The sequence below is a fragment of the Indolivaga capnocytophagoides genome, from assembly GCF_036511535.1.
In the GTDB taxonomy this organism is placed as follows: domain Bacteria; phylum Bacteroidota; class Bacteroidia; order Bacteroidales; family Dysgonomonadaceae; genus Dysgonomonas_A; species Dysgonomonas_A capnocytophagoides.
The window spans coordinates 3200682-3217826 of record NZ_AP028867.1 but is presented as its reverse complement, the minus strand read 5'-3'; the positions used below and the strand labels follow the sequence as shown (position 1 = coordinate 3217826).

19 protein-coding genes are annotated in these 17145 nt (G+C 37.7%); 11 read left to right on the top strand and 8 right to left on the bottom strand.

Going from position 1 to position 17145, the window contains the following annotated elements:
* Positions 1-30 precede the first annotated feature (30 nt).
* Positions 31-444: a GNAT family N-acetyltransferase gene (locus AABJ51_RS12935; RefSeq protein WP_338372847.1), complete on the top strand. Its 414-nt coding sequence runs from the start codon at positions 31-33 to the stop codon at positions 442-444.
* Here the strand turns inward: AABJ51_RS12935 and rnc are convergent.
* Genes rnc through AABJ51_RS12920 form a run of 3 tightly spaced genes read right to left on the bottom strand, consistent with a single transcriptional unit; the run spans position 432 to position 2804 of the window.
* Entirely contained in the window at positions 432-1277 is an 846-nt protein-coding gene (rnc, locus tag AABJ51_RS12930; protein ID WP_051290650.1) for a ribonuclease III, read from the bottom strand. The two genes, AABJ51_RS12935 and rnc, sit on opposite strands and share 13 nt — an antisense overlap.
* A gap of 3 nt (positions 1278-1280) precedes the next feature.
* Complete coding sequence (gene fabF / locus AABJ51_RS12925; RefSeq protein ID WP_026625921.1) at positions 1281-2543, bottom strand: beta-ketoacyl-ACP synthase II; 1263 nt, start codon at positions 2541-2543, stop codon at positions 1281-1283.
* A gap of 24 nt (positions 2544-2567) precedes the next feature.
* Complete coding sequence (locus AABJ51_RS12920; protein ID WP_026625922.1) at positions 2568-2804, bottom strand: acyl carrier protein; 237 nt, start codon at positions 2802-2804, stop codon at positions 2568-2570.
* 154 nt (positions 2805-2958) lie between these two features.
* On the opposite strand from AABJ51_RS12920, the gene purN reads away from it, so the two are divergent.
* Complete coding sequence (purN, locus tag AABJ51_RS12915) at positions 2959-3525, top strand: phosphoribosylglycinamide formyltransferase (protein WP_338372846.1); 567 nt, start codon at positions 2959-2961, stop codon at positions 3523-3525.
* 46 nt (positions 3526-3571) lie between these two features.
* Here the strand turns inward: purN and AABJ51_RS12910 are convergent, their stop codons facing one another.
* From AABJ51_RS12910 to AABJ51_RS12895, 4 genes are all read right to left on the bottom strand, one after another.
* Entirely contained in the window at positions 3572-4648 is a 1077-nt protein-coding gene (locus AABJ51_RS12910; RefSeq protein WP_134437234.1) for a hypothetical protein, read from the bottom strand.
* A gap of 197 nt (positions 4649-4845) precedes the next feature.
* Positions 4846-5739 (bottom strand): bile acid:sodium symporter family protein, encoded by an 894-nt coding sequence (locus AABJ51_RS12905; protein ID WP_338372845.1) that lies wholly within the window; start codon positions 5737-5739, stop codon positions 4846-4848.
* Positions 5740-5838: 99 nt separating this feature from the next.
* On the bottom strand, positions 5839-7119 hold the full coding sequence (locus AABJ51_RS12900) for an ABC transporter permease (RefSeq protein ID WP_026625926.1): 1281 nt from the start codon (positions 7117-7119) through the stop codon (positions 5839-5841).
* Positions 7116-8024: an ABC transporter ATP-binding protein gene (locus tag AABJ51_RS12895; protein ID WP_026625927.1), complete on the bottom strand. Its 909-nt coding sequence runs from the start codon at positions 8022-8024 to the stop codon at positions 7116-7118. Before AABJ51_RS12895 ends, AABJ51_RS12900 begins: the two co-directional genes overlap by 4 nt.
* A 630-nt stretch (positions 8025-8654) precedes the next feature.
* On the opposite strand from AABJ51_RS12895, the gene AABJ51_RS12890 reads away from it, so the two are divergent.
* The 5 genes from AABJ51_RS12890 (at position 8655) to AABJ51_RS12870 (ending at position 12342) form a co-directional block, all read left to right on the top strand.
* Complete coding sequence (locus AABJ51_RS12890) at positions 8655-9227, top strand: PspC domain-containing protein (protein ID WP_026625928.1); 573 nt, start codon at positions 8655-8657, stop codon at positions 9225-9227.
* Positions 9228-9392: 165 nt separating this feature from the next.
* Positions 9393-9728, top strand: coding sequence for a PadR family transcriptional regulator (locus AABJ51_RS12885; RefSeq protein WP_026625929.1), 336 nt, complete (start codon positions 9393-9395; stop codon positions 9726-9728).
* A 35-nt stretch (positions 9729-9763) separates the two neighbouring features.
* Entirely contained in the window at positions 9764-11191 is a 1428-nt protein-coding gene (locus AABJ51_RS12880) for a PspC domain-containing protein (RefSeq protein WP_338372844.1), read from the top strand.
* Between the two features lie 287 nt (positions 11192-11478).
* Positions 11479-11670, top strand: a complete 192-nt coding sequence (locus tag AABJ51_RS12875) for a hypothetical protein (protein WP_026625931.1) — start codon at positions 11479-11481, stop codon at positions 11668-11670.
* A 225-nt stretch (positions 11671-11895) separates the two neighbouring features.
* Positions 11896-12342: a DUF3836 domain-containing protein gene (locus tag AABJ51_RS12870; RefSeq protein ID WP_338372843.1), complete on the top strand. Its 447-nt coding sequence runs from the start codon at positions 11896-11898 to the stop codon at positions 12340-12342.
* A 162-nt stretch (positions 12343-12504) separates the two neighbouring features.
* Here the strand turns inward: AABJ51_RS12870 and dusB are convergent, their stop codons facing one another.
* Positions 12505-13488 (bottom strand): tRNA dihydrouridine synthase DusB, encoded by a 984-nt coding sequence (dusB, locus tag AABJ51_RS12865; RefSeq protein ID WP_134437231.1) that lies wholly within the window; start codon positions 13486-13488, stop codon positions 12505-12507.
* Between the two features lie 298 nt (positions 13489-13786).
* Between dusB and AABJ51_RS12860 the strand changes: the two genes are divergently transcribed.
* The 4 genes from AABJ51_RS12860 (at position 13787) to AABJ51_RS12845 (ending at position 17128) form a co-directional block, all read left to right on the top strand.
* Positions 13787-14245, top strand: coding sequence for a PepSY-like domain-containing protein (locus AABJ51_RS12860; RefSeq protein WP_134437230.1), 459 nt, complete (start codon positions 13787-13789; stop codon positions 14243-14245).
* A 282-nt stretch (positions 14246-14527) separates the two neighbouring features.
* Complete coding sequence (locus AABJ51_RS12855) at positions 14528-15370, top strand: prephenate dehydratase (RefSeq protein WP_338372842.1); 843 nt, start codon at positions 14528-14530, stop codon at positions 15368-15370.
* A 39-nt stretch (positions 15371-15409) separates the two neighbouring features.
* Positions 15410-16573: a pyridoxal phosphate-dependent aminotransferase gene (locus tag AABJ51_RS12850; protein ID WP_338372841.1), complete on the top strand. Its 1164-nt coding sequence runs from the start codon at positions 15410-15412 to the stop codon at positions 16571-16573.
* Between the two features lie 9 nt (positions 16574-16582).
* The gene (locus AABJ51_RS12845; protein ID WP_321577286.1) at positions 16583-17128 is read left to right on the top strand and encodes a GNAT family N-acetyltransferase; all 546 of its coding nucleotides are present in this window, start codon (positions 16583-16585) and stop codon (positions 17126-17128) included.
* The last annotated feature ends 17 nt before the right edge of the window (positions 17129-17145 follow it).

The window sequence follows — 17145 nt, the reverse complement described above, 5'->3', positions numbered from 1 at the left end:
CCTTCGTTCTCCTAAAAAACTCAATTTGTAATGATTAACGAAGTTCCATACGATCAGGTTTTAGAGATCAGGCATAAAGTGATGTATCCTGGTAAACCTAAAGAGGTTGTAATCCTTGCCGACGATGACAAGGGAATACATATAGGCTATCATAAGAATGATAATCCTGTCAGTGTAGTATCGATATTTTTGAACAACGGTGAGTTACAGTTTCGTAAGTTGGCGACGCTCGAAGAATTCCAAGGAAAAGGATATGCTTCGCAGCTGGTTAAATGGATTTTGGATTATGCCAGAGATATGCAGTTTCCCCGTGTATGGTGTAATGCCCGTGTCGGAAAAATAGACTTTTACAAGAAGTTTGGTTTTGAGCCTACCGGACAGACTTTCGAAAAAGATGGATATGAGTTTGTGATTATCGAAAAGAGGTTTCCTCAAGAAGGTTGATCCGAAGGGTCTCTTTCTGTAGGAGTATTTTCTTCTTCTGACTCTTTTGCTGCATCCGCATCCTCTTTTTCTTTAAGGATCAGGATGTCTTTTACGAAGTCTTTTTCGTATCCTATTTTATGATAAGCTTCTTCGGCTGCTTTTTGTTGGGATTCTTTTTTTGAGAATCCTTTTCCTTTTCCGCATTCGACGTTGTATACGAACACAGATGTGATGAAAATGGGATTGTTGTTTTCATCAACAAACGACTCTACTAACCTGAATTCTACCGGTATTTTGTTTTTCTGGCTCCATTCTATCAATCTCGATTTGAAATTAACTTCCTGTTGTGCAACCGATTCCATATTCAGATAAGTCAGGATAAGTCTTTCGTGTACGAAATGTTTTGCCACACGGTATCCTTGATCCAGATAAATTGCTCCGATCAGAGCTTCTAGTGCATTCCCATACATATGTGTTTTGTGGTTGGCTGTTTTTGCCGATGATTTGATCAATCGGTCTAAGCCCAGATCCAAAGCGAGCTTATTGAGTGTTTCCCTCTGTACGATTTTAGACCGCATATTTGTCAGGAATCCCTCTTTCTTATATTCGAACTCTTTAAATACAATATCGGCTACTATTGCATCTAAGATGGCGTCACCTAAAAACTCGAGACGTTCGTTGTTTATCCAACGCCCATCCTTTAATTTTATTGATGACGATTTATGCAATAAAGCCTGTTCGTACAAAGTTATATTGTACGGATAGAAATTGAGTATTTTGAAAAAAGAAACATAAGGCTCTTTCCCTATGTGAGGAAAAAGCCTTACAGTTCGATATAGTTTTTTAAGCACTTCTTACTTCTTAAACTTCTTCACAATTACACATGCATTATGTCCTCCAAACCCGAAAGTATTGGAAAGTGCTGCACGTACCTCACGTTTTTGAGCTTTATTGAAAGTCAGATTCAATTTGTAATCAATTTCAGGATCTTCGTCACCTTCAGTGAAGTTGATTGTAGGAGGTACTATGTCATTCTGTACAGATAGTACACAGAATAAAGATTCCATAGCTCCAGCAGCACCTAAAAGGTGTCCGGTCATTGATTTTGTCGAACTGATATTCAGTTTGTAAGCTGATTCGCCAAATATATCTTTGATTGCTTTTATTTCCGAAGGATCTCCTACAGGTGTAGATGTTCCGTGAACATTTACGTAGTCTATTTCTTCGGGTTTCATGTTGGCATCTTCCAAAGCTGCTTTCATTACAATCTTAGCACCAAGCCCTTCGGGGTGAGATGATGTCAGGTGATAAGCATCGGCTGACATTCCTCCTCCTACGACTTCTGCGTATATTTTGGCTCCACGAGCTAATGCGTGCTCCAACTCTTCGAAAATAAGACAAGCTGATCCTTCTCCCATAACAAAACCATCGCGACTGGCGCTGAATGGACGTGATGCGGTTTGAGGAGAATCGTTTCTTGTCGACAGGGCAGTCATGGCATTAAATCCACCAACAGCCGATTCGCTGATAGTAGCTTCGGCTCCTCCGACTACCATGACATTTGCTTTACCTAAACGGATAATATCAAAAGCCGAGATAGCACTGTGGGTTGATGATGCGCAAGCTGAAACCGTTCCGAAGTTAGGTCCGCGAAGACCATGCCTCATTGAGATATGACCGGATGCGATATCTGCAATCATTTTCGGTATAAAAAACGGATTGAATTTAGGGCCCATTTCCTTATTTTGGTAATAATAGCCAACTTCTTCTTCAAATGTTTTTATACCTCCGATTCCGGCAGATACAATGACTCCGATTTTATCGCAATTTTCAGTTTCAAACTTAAGTCCAGAGTCCGCAATAGCTTCTTCTGAGGCCGCAATAGCCAATTGTGTATATCTGTCGCACTTACGTGCTTCTTTTCTGTCGAGATATTTCGTTACATCGAAATCTTTTACTTCACAGGCAAACTGTGTTTTGAATTTCGATGCATCAAATTGAGTAATGGGTCCAGCACCACTAACTCCGTTTATGGCATTATTCCATGTGGTTGCCACATCATTACCAAGCGGTGTTACTGCTCCTAAACCCGTTACTACTACTCTTTTTAATTCCATAATTTATGATTAGTGGAAAAAAGATTATTTTGCGTTAGCTTCAATATAAGCGATAGCGTCTCCTACTGTAGAGATTTTTTCAGCTTGATCATCTGGAATAGAAATACCGAATTCTTTTTCGAATTCCATGATAAGTTCTACTGTGTCAAGCGAGTCAGCGCCAAGGTCGTTAGTGAAACTTGCTGCATTAGTAACTTCTGTTTCTTCAACACCTAATTTATCAACGATAATAGCTTTAACTCTTGATGCTACGTCAGACATAACTTTTTGATTTTAATTAATAATTAAATTTTATTTCTAATTTTGTCGATGCAAAGTAAACGTATTTTATTGATATCATACAAATATTTTGCCTAGAAAATTCGTTAAAACTGCACATTTGTTGTTTTTGTGTGCAAATTTGAAACAGCCAATTATGCTTAATATTGCAATTTTTGCCTCCGGATCGGGTTCTAATGCCGAAAACATCATCTCTTACTTTAAAGATAAAAATATCTGCAGGATCGGGGTTATAATCTCAAATAAGCCTGATGCTTATGTTCATGAAAGAGCTAAGCGTTTAGGTGTTAGATCTGTTGCTTTTTCTAAATCTGAATTTGATTCTTCGGATAAGGTTCTGGATTTTTTGAAGAGTGAACATATTGATTTTATCGTTTTGGCCGGTTTTCTACTAAAGGTGCCAAACAATATAATTGAAGCTTTCCCTGATAAGATAGTAAATATACATCCTGCTCTTTTGCCTAAGTTCGGGGGGAAAGGTATGTATGGCGATAATGTGCATAAAGCAGTGGTGCAGGCAGGAGAGCCAGAATCGGGTATAACGATTCACTATATTAATGAGAATTACGATGAAGGTAATATAATATTTCAGGCAAAATGTCGGGTGGAAAAGAATGATACATATGAAGATGTAGCCCATAAGGTACATGAGCTCGAGTATAAGTATTTTCCGGAGGTCATAGAGTCTGTATTGAGGAGCTAAAACAGAAGAGAGAATCACAAGTGGATTCTCTCTTCTGTTTTAGCTCTTATTTTTGTCTGTTATAGTCTTTTACTTCATACCAGACCTCTCCGTTTGGGTTTCCGGAAACTGTATTCCTTATTTTAAATTCTTTCCGAATAATGTCCTTTTTTCTCAGCAAGTCTATATCGCTTTGTTCTGCTTCTGTACCGTTGATGTAATAGGTCGGTTCATCTCCCCATGCGCTGTCCTGTTCTGGGGTTTGTGTAGAAGCCGGCTTTCCCGAAGCCTGCGAACTTGTATTATAAGTGCCAGAGAATGAAGAGCTGCTGAGTGGTTTTTTCTTTAAGCTGGCACGGTTAGCTCCGGTCGATAGTCTCGAAGACATTGACCTTGCTCCCGTTGTTTGCGTCTGGTTCTTTTTTAACTCTTCGATCATGGCATCCACAGCCAATGCCGCTTCTTCAATGTTTTTGTATTGAGAAGGACGTTTTTCGTAAGTGTTATATTTCTTGTATTTCTTTTTGGCTTCTTCGCCGCTTATCGATTTATCAGCGTTTTTCTTGTCTTTCTTGGAGGAATTGATCGCCCCATAGTTAACACTTTCTTCATCCGAATTGTTAAGGTTTTCGGGCTTGCTATTGATGGAAATTGATTCATCTACAGTCATAGCTTCTTTTTTGATTCCTGTTGCTGTACTACTGCTTACCGAAACTGGTGGTGTATAGGTCTGCTCTTCGGCAGTATACTCATTAATCGGAGCTTTTTTAGTTGCTTTTATTAAAACAGGTTCTTCCTCTTTGTTTTCGGTCCGGCTTGAATTGTTGTCATATGCCTCTTTCTTAACAATGACCGGAGTACCTTTGGTTTGAACTGTTTCATTTGTGGTATTGCTGTAATCGGCTGTCTCTGTTGTTTGATGATTGTCAGATACAGTATTGCTTCTGTTCTCATCTTGAGTTGTAACGCCGCTCCGCTTGTATACAACAAGACCATCGGAGTTTATGTAAAAATTGCTCGATTCTTTATATTGGTTCTCATATTGCCCGTCTTTTTTAACATTTTCCTTATCTGTAGTGGCGTTTTGCCCGATAAGAGTAAATGTCAGAGAAAGTGTGAGTAATGTTATTGAGAGTTTCTTCATAACCGTTTATTCTATTACAATTGTATATTGTTGTAAAAAGATATCTGCCTAATAGTTTGTTCCCTGAGAGAGATTTATCCTCCTTCTGCCTTGCCTTTTTTGTTCAGAAAAGGACGCTTGTTTCAGCGTGTAAAGTTAGAAAGAATGTTTGAATATACAAATATCCTGATTGTTAAGGATATTCAAACATCTCAGATTCAGTGGTGTTTGCGCCATACCTGATAAGAGTTGATCATATTTTGCCATAGTATATATGCTCCCGGTCCGATGGATGATATAGGGTTGAGATAGGACTGAGCCATCCAGATGGCTAAGATGGTGTTTTTCTGTCCGAGACCCTGTCCTCCGGCTACTGTGTCGTTGTATCGTTTTCCCAATTTTCGTCCGGTTATAAACTGGAGAATACATACCACCAAAGCCAGACCGAATATAAGGATCATGAGATGAAAATGTCCTTGTCCTTTTGTTAACAAAAAGTTTGTTGTACGTGCTGTGACTATAATAAGGGCTATGTTCCACAGGTAGAACGAAAGGTATTTTTGCTTTCTGATAAAGCTGTGGCCCTTTGGGGAAACCTGACTGATAACAATAGATATGATAAATGGCAGTATGAGCAGGATAAATATACGCTTGCCTATTTGCCAGAACTCCCCTATAAAGGACATCTGATTGAAATTATCTCCTATAACCGTAAAGAAAACGGGTGCAGCAATTGCTACAGCCAGATTGCTGAGTAGGCTGTAAGCAGTAAGGCTTGCCATGTTGCCATCGAGCATACCTGTGATCACAACTGCGGATGTTGCAGTTGGAGCAAGTATGCATATCATTACACCCTGAGCAACTACAGGGTTGGTAAAATAGTAAAGTATTCCGTATACAGCGACACTTCCCACAAGCTGTATCGCCAAAAGATAAAAATGCAACTTGGAAAATCTGATCAGGCGTACCGAAAGATTGGAGTAGGAGAGCAGCAGCATGAAGAATATGAGATAAGGGGTAAGAAATGCCAGTTGGCTCAATACCGGATAAGATAAAATGCCGATACCCATAGATATCGGCATCATGTATGATTTGATATTCTTCAATGACATGTCTACTCTAAGTAAAAGAAAGAATTTAACGTTGTGTTTTTGAGTAATAACTGCTTATTGCTGTTATACTTGGATGAGCAATGAAAGGGTCAGAGACCTTTATTTATAAGAGAACCATTTGATCACTTCTTTGATATTCGGTTTCTTTCCATACATAAGGATTCCTACACGATATATCTTCGCCGCAAATTTTACAACCAATACAATGGAGATATACAGAATTGCAATAGATAACAGTACCTGCCATATGGGAACTCCGAACGGTATGCGTACCATCATTACGATAGGTGATGTAAGAGGAATGAGTGAACACCAGAAAGCCAGAGGTCCATCGGGGTTTTGTATGCTGTATATTCCTGCATATAATGCGAATACAAAAATAAGTGTGACAGGCAGTACAAACTGCTGAGTGTCCTGAGCATTGTCGACTGCCGCTCCGATAATCGAAAATATAGATGCATAAATAAGGTATCCGCCTATAAAGAATAGAAGGAAGCATATCACAATCTCGATCCAGTTAACCGATAGCAATAGATTTACGTCAAGTGGTGATCCTGCGTCTTCCATTCCTGATTGAGGAAACAATGTTCCAGCGGAGGCGAGTACACCGCCTATAAGCACAATCCATATGAGTAATTGAGTAATACCGACAAGTCCAATCCCGATAATTTTGCCCATCATCAGGTCGAAAGGTTTTACCGACGAAATCATAACTTCTACAATACGGTTGCTTTTTTCTTCCACAACACCATTCATTACCATAGTGCCGTACATCAGGATAAACATGTACATCAGAAAGGTGATGATGCCTCCTATAGCCGATGATATTATAGTGGATGTTTCTTTCTCGGCTCCGTCTTCATCCCATCTCATGGTGGTGATGTTGATATCATTTTTGCTCTGGGATATATTCCTTATTTCGGTTAGTACTTCGGGATCGATATTATCACGTTTTGAAAGGTTATTCAGCTTTTCGCTCTTTGTGACCTCCGAGAGAGTCGAATTAATGTAGTCGAGCAATCCTATAGGGGCTTGTTTTTCTGAGTATAGAGTTACCGCTTTGGGATTATTGCCCAGATCGTCTGTGATTTGCAGAACACCGAAGAGTTCGGATTCTCCGTCGGTTTTTAGTTTTCCGGGATTGCGATCGGTTATGTTGAACACATATTCTTCGTTTGATTTCAGATGATCGGCATATTTTCCGGTGGAATCTATTACGGCAATCTGTTTTGCCTGAGAATCTTTGATTCCTGCCAGCCATATCGGAACAAATATCAATGCGATAAATATAACCGGCATTAATATGGTCATTATCAGAAATGATTTTTTCTGAATCCTCGAGAGGTATTCTCTTTGTATAATTAGTTTTAAAGCTCTCATTGGTTCGTTACTGTTTGAATGAATATTTCGTTCATAGATGGTAGTATCTCATTGAAAGAGATAATCTCGTATCGATCGGATATTTCTTTTATGACCTGAGAATTCGGCATGTTTTCTGATTTTCGTATGCGTACCAGCGATGTTTTCCGGTGTGTACATTCTTGGGTAATCTCATTAAAAGAATTTGTGTCGAGAGAGAAGAATTCGGATTGTACTTCCACCATAAATTCTCCGGTCTTGTACCTTTCCCTTATTTCTTTGACATTGCCTTGCAATACTGCTTGCGATTTATTGATGAGTGTGATTTCGTCACATAGAGCTTCTACCGATTCCATGTTGTGAGTCGATAGGATGATTGTTTTACCCTTTGCCTTGAGTTCCAGAATTTCGCTTTTGAGAAGCTCTGCGTTTACAGGATCGAATCCACTGAACGGTTCATCCAGAATCAATAATTCGGGGTCGTGTATAACGGTTGTTATGAATTGTACTTTTTGCTGCATTCCTTTTGATAGCTCTTCAACCTTCTTGTTCCGCCATGAGGAAATGTCGAATTTACTGAACCAGAATGCGATTTTTTCTTCAGCATCCCTTTTACTCAGTCCTTTTAGTTGTGCAAGGAAAACTGCATGCTCGCCTACTTTCATTTTTTTGTATAGTCCTCTTTCTTCAGGTAAGTATCCTATGCCGAATATATCCGATGCTTTTGATGGGTTTCCGTTGATAAGGATTTCGCCGCTGTCGGGGGCAGTAATTCGATTTATGATTCGGATCAGAGTTGTTTTACCTGCTCCGTTGGGGCCTAGCAGTCCGTAGATGCATCCTTTGGGAACTTTTAGGCTCACATCATTTAATGCTCTGTGCCCGGCATATTGTTTTATGACATTTTTAGCTTCGAGATATATCATATCAAATAAGTTGTATAATGAGTATGTATTGTTTTCTTGATGTGTTATTTATTAGTATTCTTTTACTCTTAAAAGTCACAAGTTATGTTGTATTTTGCAGAATCACCGATATTTTATGATTCAGTATGTATAAAAAGTAACAAAGGTGACATCCTTTGTGTTCGCTTTCGGGATATTACCTTTTCCCCCTCTGTCCCTTAAAGGAGATGTTGCTGCCACCCGAGAATCCACTTTAGGGTTTTGGGGTGTGTTTTCCAAAAAGGTAACAAAGGTAACCTTTATGTTACTCCCTTATTTATTGCCTGTCGTTTATCTGAATTTAAATAGCCCTTTATATAAAGATAAAAAATACCCAATCTGAGATATCTTATGATCATTACAGAAGATAATTGATTTATCCTCTGTAATATTTTTAGTTTATACTGTTAAATATTAGTCTGTATTAGTTAAATAATGTTGTGTTTTTAATTGTCTGTTTTTGTTAGTGTACAGTATATCAAATTATTATAGTTGTTTTTATACGTTAATACTGTTTTAGGGATGGTATTATGTATTGCATAGTACTAAATAAAATACATATATTTGCAATACATAAAACAAGGTATAAACAATAGCTAAAGAATATATGTCATGAAAAAAGTAGTAGAAGTTAATATCGGAGGTGTCAATTTTACGATTGAAGATGATGCCTATATTCAATTAAAAGCTTATTTGGCACGATTCGAATCGACATTGCCTGCCGATGAAGCAAAAGAGATAATGGAAGATATAGAGATACGTGTTTCTGAATTATTTCAAAAAGAAATAAAGTATCCGAATCAGGTTGTAGATGAAAAAATAGTTGATTCTGTCATAAAGTGTTTAGGGGAAGTCGACTCTTCGGAAGCTCAGGCAGAAAATAAAACAAATAGTAGTAACACTTTTAATCAGAAAAAAATGAGATCAGAAAAAAAATTATACCGTAACCCGGACGATAAAAAAATAGCAGGTGTATGTAGTGGTTTGGCTGAGTACTTCAATATTGATGTGACTCTGATGCGTATCATATTTGTTGTGGTTCTTTTTGGATATGGTGCAACACTGCTCGTTTATATTGTTCTTTGGATTGCTATGCCGGAAGCTATTACCAGAAGTCAGAAAATGGAAATGAGAGGCGAATCGGTAACTGCCGAGAATATTAAAAATTACTCGGGCAATAAATAAACAGTATACTGAATGTCCTGCAAAAAGAGGAATTGTAAAACGAAAAGGTCTGAGATTTTCACATGACAGAAAGTATTTGATGATATACTTTTAGTTTATAACAGACTTTGAATGTTTTACTTACCAAAGTAATAAATAGGTCAGAGACCTTAAAAATGAAAAATTATGGAACCAATCAATGTTGATAATATAAAAGCGCAGATGAGAAAAGGTATACTCGAATATTGTATACTGAGTATCTTGTCGGAAGGTGATGCCTATGCATCGGCGATTATTAATGAATTGAAAGAATCGGAAATGATTGTAGTAGAGGGTACTTTGTATCCATTGCTTACCCGCCAGAAGAATCAGGAATTGCTGACTTACCGCTGGGAAGAATCTACTCAGGGACCTCCCCGTAAATATTATTCAATAACCGATAAGGGCAGGGCTGTACTGTCGGAACTTGATAATGTTTGGGCAGATCTGGTAACTACAATCGCCCGTATTCGTAAAAAATAAGGAAGCACCTTAATATCATTATATATAAAGACGATATGAAAGAAACAACAAAAGTCAGTATTGGAGGATATGCCTTTACGCTCGATGTAGATGCTTATCAATTACTGCAAGGCTATTTGGATAGCCTGAAAGATCATTTTTCAACAAAGAATGAAGGAGCTGAGATTATTCAGGATATTGAAGCCCGGATGAGTGAACTGCTTCAGTTGAAGAATGTAAAAGGAGATGGAGTGATCACCTTGGCTGACGCCAAAGACATTATTAAAATAATGGGTAACCCGAAAGACTTTGGAGATGAGGTTTCGGAAGAAGAATCGAAGGTAAACGAAGGTGGGGATAAAAAAACACAGTCGTCTGTAACTAAAAAATTCTACCGCGATTCGGATAATGCTATCCTCGGAGGGGTTTGCAGCGGTATTGGTCATTATTTTAATCTCGACCCGGTTATTGTGAGGGTAATTTATGTTGTACTGGCATTCGGTGTAAATCCGATATCGGGTAAATTAAGCGCATTTTTATTCTTATTTTATTTTCTGTTGTGGATTATAATGCCTGCTGCCCGGACTTTTAGCCAAAGGTTATCGATGTCGGGAGAAGACCCTTCGATAGAAAGTATTCAGAGTGGAAATGTTAGGTCTCCTAAAAAAGGAGAAAAAGCCGGAAAGGTATTGTTAAGAGTCATTTCTATTGTTATCGGTGTATTCTGTTATATGATAGGTATAAGTATCATTTTGTGTGGTATTGGCTTATTGTTTTTTTCAAATGTAACAGGTTTACCCACACTGACTGAGTTTCTTGAAATACTCGGCATGGACAGAGCCAATCTGGATATATCGATGATAGTCGCATGGTTTATACCGGCTATAATATTATTGTATATCGGTATTCGTATCATGATCAAATTTACTGTCAGAGACCTTATTATTGTTGGATGCTTGTTCGCAATCTGGCTTTTATCAGGCTTTTATATCGGTTCGGCGGTAACACGCTTTGCCCGTGAACACAGAAGGGATGTTTCGGTAACAGAAACGATACAGCCTCAAACAGGTTCAAATACCTTATATGTAGAGCTGGGACAGGCATATCGCAAAGCTGAAAGCATTGGTGATAACGATGGCAGTATCTTTAGATTGAACGGACAGAATACATCATGGTTCTTTATTCCCAGTGTGCGGGTTGAAAAAGATAGTACGGTTAATGATTTCTCGATAGAGTTGAATAAAAGGGCTTTTGCTTGGAGTACTTCTGCAGCCCGTCAGAAAGCTGAGGATGCACACTTTGATATTAGTTTAAAGGATTCTTTGGTGACAATTAACCCTAAACTTTATAACAAAAATAATCCTTGGGACAGGCAGTTTTATGATATTGTAATAACCTGCCCGGCAACAAAAGAAGTGAAGGTGAACGCTTTCTTTCCGAGATACGGAGGATTCAGGCATAAAAATATAAACATAAATATGTAACATTTTCCTTCATAAGGAGTCTTATACTATGAAGGGATATAGAAATAACTTCAATTAACTCAATAAGGACCGGATACCGGTTGTGAAATTAGTATCCGGCTATTTTTCAAATACAATGATATTTTTCGAAGAATGTGAAGCATGAACTTTTTCATGTACAGGAGAATTGTATGCCGTAAAAATAAGTAACAGAAAGTATTTAATGACATATCCTTAAAAGATAACAGGCTGTTGTTGTTATGCTTGCAAGGTTAATAAAAAGGTCTGAGACCTAAAAAACAAAAATAATGAATTCTATATCAGCCTTAGTAATAGTAACATTTATAATCTTTTTGAGCTTAGCCGGCTTAGGAGAAAATAAGCAAACTGAACCCGAAACGGGCAGCGATATAACAGGGGTGTTTTTATATGACAATAAATTGGATAGTCTGGTTGTTTTGAAATATGATATAGGTCTTATAAATGGTCTAAGACCTTGATTACAGAATTTCTGGTGACAGATTAGATTATTCTCTCGAAACAAAAATAAGCGTTGTAAAGAATCAAATATCAGGTGTAAAATATTTTTACATTAAAAAAAGATCGGTTTTGTTTTATTTGGTTGATTATTAGCTTTTTGTTTGTTTTGGCACACCTTTGGTATAATATATAACAGAACGTGATAAACTATAATAAAGAATAAAAACTAATAAAATAAATACATTATGAAAGCAACAATTATTACATTCGCAGCAACATTATTATTATCTTTTGGTAGTACTTTTGGAAATAACAATTCAAAAATCTACAAAAACACGATAACCGACGAGCAAAACAATACTGAAGTGACAACAGTATATAGGGGGGAAAATGATACAAAGCTAAAACCAATAAGACAATATACAATCAGTTATGATCAATCAGGTAATATTATCGAACGCAAGATTTGTAAATGGGACGAAGGATCTCGTTCATGGGTCAATGCGCAGAAGTATGTATATAGTTGTAATGCCGATGGAGAGATAATTATATTAGGATATACCGAATGGGATAACCAATCATCTCAATGGAAAAAGGATGCAGCTTATACAGTGTATACTTATGGAGGGGAAGAAGAAAATCTCGTGATAAATTATATAAAAGCAGATATAGTACAGAGTAGTCTTAGATAAGGTATCGGACTTACTCGTTTACTATCATATAATACATTAAATATGATTACTAGAATGAAAAAAGGTCTTTGACCTTATATCAGCCTTAAATAACCTATACTACTTTAAATTAACTCAATTTATACCGGATATTTGATTGTGAAATCAGGATCCGGTTCTTTTTTATACCTCGTATTCCGTCTGGATACTATCCATTATAGAGAAAAGTTCTTCGGCAGTTGCCGCACGAAGCATAGCTATGCGGGTTTTCTTAAAATCGGGTATTCCCTTGAAAAGGTTACTTGACGCAAGATGTCTGCGGCTGTGTATAATTCCTCCCCGTTCTCCGCAATCTTCGATATTTTGTGTAATGTATTTTTTCAGAATATCCAGATAATATGAGAAATGTTCGGCAGGAAGATTCTTGCCTGTATTCAGGAAATGTTTCACCTCTTTGAAAATCCAAGGATTTCCGATAGCTCCGCGTCCTATCATTACTGCATCTACTCCTGTTTCGTCAAAACGTTGCTTGCATATTTCGGAAGTAGTAACATCGCCGTTTCCGATAATCGGAATGTGCATCCTCTGATTATTTTTTACCTCTCCGATCAATGACCAGTCTGCATCGCCCGTATACATTTGGCTGCGGGTTCTTCCATGTATGGTAAGAGCTTGTATGCCTACGTCCTGCAATTGTTCGGCAAGTTCTACAATAATTTTAGATTCGTGATCCCAGCCCAGACGGGTTTTCAGTGTTACCGGTAATTTTACTGATTTTACGACCTCACGGGTTATCTCTACCATGAGTTCGGGTGTTTTCATCATTCCCGAGCCGGCTCCCTTACCTGCTACTTTTTTGACGGGACAACCAAAATTAATGTCTATAATGTCGGGGTTTGCTTCTTCACATATCTTCGCAGCCTCTACCATTGCATCCACTTCTCGTCCGTATATTTGTATCGCTACCGGACGTTCTGCATTGCATATCGTAAGTTTTTCTTTAGTCTTATTTACATGCCTGATGAGGGCATCGCTCGACACAAATTCTGTATAAACCATATCTGCACCGAAAGTTTTACACAGTACCCTGAAATTCATGTCTGTAACATCTTCCATCGGAGCCAGAAAAACAGGGTTGTCTGCGAATTGTATATTGCCTATCTTCATCGAGTAATTAAATGAAAGTATTTAATGATATATTTACAAGTTATAATAAAATCAGGTTGTTATACTTGCCAAAGCGGTAAATAGGTTTGCCCCTTAATTATTCTGCTTATAAATATATTCTATTTAGTGTGCAAAGATATAGTCTTAATATGAATTATTTTCTATTCTAGAGTTAAAAATAAAATGCAGGTTGGCTAACTTCAGATTTTAATCAGAATGTACTTCTAATTTTGCATTAGATAACGAGTAAAAATATAACCAATTAAAGGGTCTGAGACCTTAATAAATTATTAGGAATATGAAACGATTATTATTTTTGTTTTTAGCATTGAGTTTAGTTACCGGAGCTTTTGCCGGACGATGGGGTAGAATGACTGAGATCAAGGCGAATGATCTGCCGCAGGCATCAAAGAACATTATCTCCAAATATTTCAAGGGGTTGTCTAATGTGTCATTTGCCGGAGAGTGGCCTGATAATTATGGAGTTCATCTTAATGGAGACTATAAGCTGAATTTTTATAAAGACGGATCATTGAAGGAAGCCGAAGCCAAGTATAAGTCGTTGCCTATGGGTATTCTGAAAGAATTGCCGAGAGAGGTTCATTCATATATCGAATCCAAATACGGTAAATGGTCTTTGAAAGAAGTGGAAGTGAAAAGAACGAGAATAGAAGTAGAGCTCGAAAACGGAAACCTGGAGGCTAAACTTAAGTTCGACAGATCGGGGAAACTGCTCAAAGAAAAGATTGACGATTGAGGTGTGAAACCTTATTTGTATTGAATTTTTTGAAAAAAAGCTTCAAATTATTTGTTTTTATTGAAATTGTATTACTTTTGTAACATCAAGGTCGAAGACCTATTTAATTTATTTTACTTAGATAAATATGAATCATTTTTCATTTACATACTTCTTCTTTTACTTTTACTTTAGCAAGTAAAGGCAGGATTTTGTATGTGAATAAAAAATAAACAACGAGATATGAAATCCTGTCAGAAATGACGGGATTTTTTTTTAGTATTAACAACAAGTAATTTCTAAATGAAACGAGTAGCTATTCAAGGCGGATTAGGAGCATATCACGGGATTGCCGCAGAGAATTTTTTCGAAGAAGAAGTTGAAATTGTACCATGCGTAACTTTCAAAGACATCTTTACGGGAATAAAAAAAGATCCGAACCTGATTGGCATCATGGCGATTGAAAATACCATTGCCGGAAGTTTACTCGGTAATTACGACTTGTTGAAAAATAGTAAGCTGCCCATTGCCGGAGAGTATAAGCAACGGATCTCTCATTGTTTGGCAGTGCTTCCCGGACAAACTATTCATGATGTGAAAGAGGTGATATCTCATCCGATTGCCTTAATGCAGTGTGTTGAATTTTTGGAAACTCTTCCCGGAGTGAAAGTGGTTGAGCATGAAGATACGGCTTTGGCTGCCCGTGATATTGCCCAGAAGCAGTTGTCGGGAGTAGCCGCGATTTGCAGTGAAAGAGCTGCTGAAATTTATGGATTAGAAATACTGGCGAGAGGAATTGAGACTAATAAGCACAATTTTACTCGCTTTCTTATTTTTGGTAACCGCTGGATTGTTGATGAAGTACAGAAAGATGAAGTGATCAACAAATCTTCTATTGTATTTACCGTGGCGCATACCGAAGGTAGTTTGTCTCAGGTATTATCGGTGTTGTCGTTTTATCACATCAGTCTGACCAAAATACAATCTCTTCCGATTATAGGCCGTGAGTGGGAATACCAATTTTATGTAGATGTGAAATTTGACGATTATGCCCGATATCAACAAGCTCTTAATGCGATACGCCCTCTCAGCAGTGATCTGAAGATATTGGGAGATTATCCCGAAGGAAGGCAAAGCGAACTGTAAGTCAAAAAAGTAAAGAAAAATAACTATCAATATAAAGTTATGAGTGCAAAACAAATAATACCGGCTCAACGCCTCGACTCGATCAGCGAATATTACTTTTCGAAGAAGTTGCAGGAAGTTGCACAAATGAATGCTGATGGTAAAAAGGTGATCAGCCTTGGAATCGGTAGTCCCGATTTTCCTCCATCCGATGCAACAATAAAAGCATTGTGTGAAACCTCTCAAAAAAGTGATGTACACGGTTATCAATCTCATATTGGGATACCCGAACTGCGCAAAGCTTTTGCCGGATGGTATAAAAAATGGTATAGGGTCGAATTAAATCCTGCGAATGAGATTCTTCCGCTGATCGGATCTAAAGAAGGTATTATTTATATATCACTTGCGTTTCTCAATCCGGGAGATTCGGTTTTGGTTCCTAATCCGGGTTATCCGACTTATTCGTCTAACAGTAAATTGGTGCAGGCGAATATACAGACTTATGATCTGGATGAAAATAACGGATGGCAACCCGACTTTGATGCTCTAGAGAAGCTCGATTTGTCTAAAACCAAATTGATGTGGGTAAATTATCCGAATATGCCTACAGGAGCAAATGCTACAATGGAATTATTCGAAAAGCTGGTAGCTTTCGGTAAAAAGCATGGAATAGTAATTGTCAATGACAATCCATACAGTTTTATTCTGAATGATCATCCCATCAGTATCTTAGAAGTTGAAGGAGCTAAAGATATTTGTATCGAGCTCAATTCGATGAGTAAAGCGCATAATATGCCCGGTTGGCGTATGGGGATGCTGGCTTCTAATCCACAGTTTATACAATGGATACTAAAGGTTGAGAGTAATATCGAGAGTGGTATTTTCAAGCCCATGCAGGTTGCTGCTGTTGCCGCATTGGAATGCGGGGCTGATTGGTACGAGGCAAATAATGCCCGTTACCGCTCGCGCAGGAAAATAGCCGAAGAAATAATGAATGTGCTTGACTGTACTTTCGATCCGAAACAATCAGGAATGTTCCTTTGGGGAAAGATTCCTGCAAAATATAAAGGCAGCGAAGAACTTGCCGATAAATTGTTGTATGAAGCGAATGTGTTCCTTACTCCCGGATTTATATTCGGAAGTAATGGCGAGCGATATATCCGTATTTCATTGTGCTGTAAAGATGCTCAGTTAGAGGAAGCTCTGGAGAGGGTGAAAAAATAATTTGATCCGATGATAAGAACTTCTGAATATATATTAAGAGATAGCCGTCATTTAATTATAAGACAAGCGAGCCTTGATGATGCAGAAGAAATTCTGTCTGTTGTGAAAGAATATATCGGTGAAACAGAGTTTATACCTTACGTTGACGGAGAATTTAATCCTTCTTTGGAAGATGAGAAAAAATGGATACAATCTTTCAATACATCTAATAGCCTACTGCTTTTAGCGGAGGTTGATGGAAAAATAGTGGGTAATATAAGCGTAAATGGTATGACCCGAAAAATGATGAGCCATGCATCCTGTATAGGTATCGGTATGTTGAAAGAATATAGAGGTCTTGGGATTGGATCACTTTTATTCGAAAAAGTATTGGAGTGGGCAAAAGAAAATCCTGTTGTTGAAATACTTTGGCTGGAGACATATGCGACTAATAGAGCCGGGCTGGCTTTGTATGGGAAAATGGGGTTTAAGGAAATCGGGCGTCATCCTGATTTTGTAAAACTATCCGATACTGAATATGTGGATAATGTAATAATGACTTTGAAGGTAAAATAAATAATTAAACAAATATA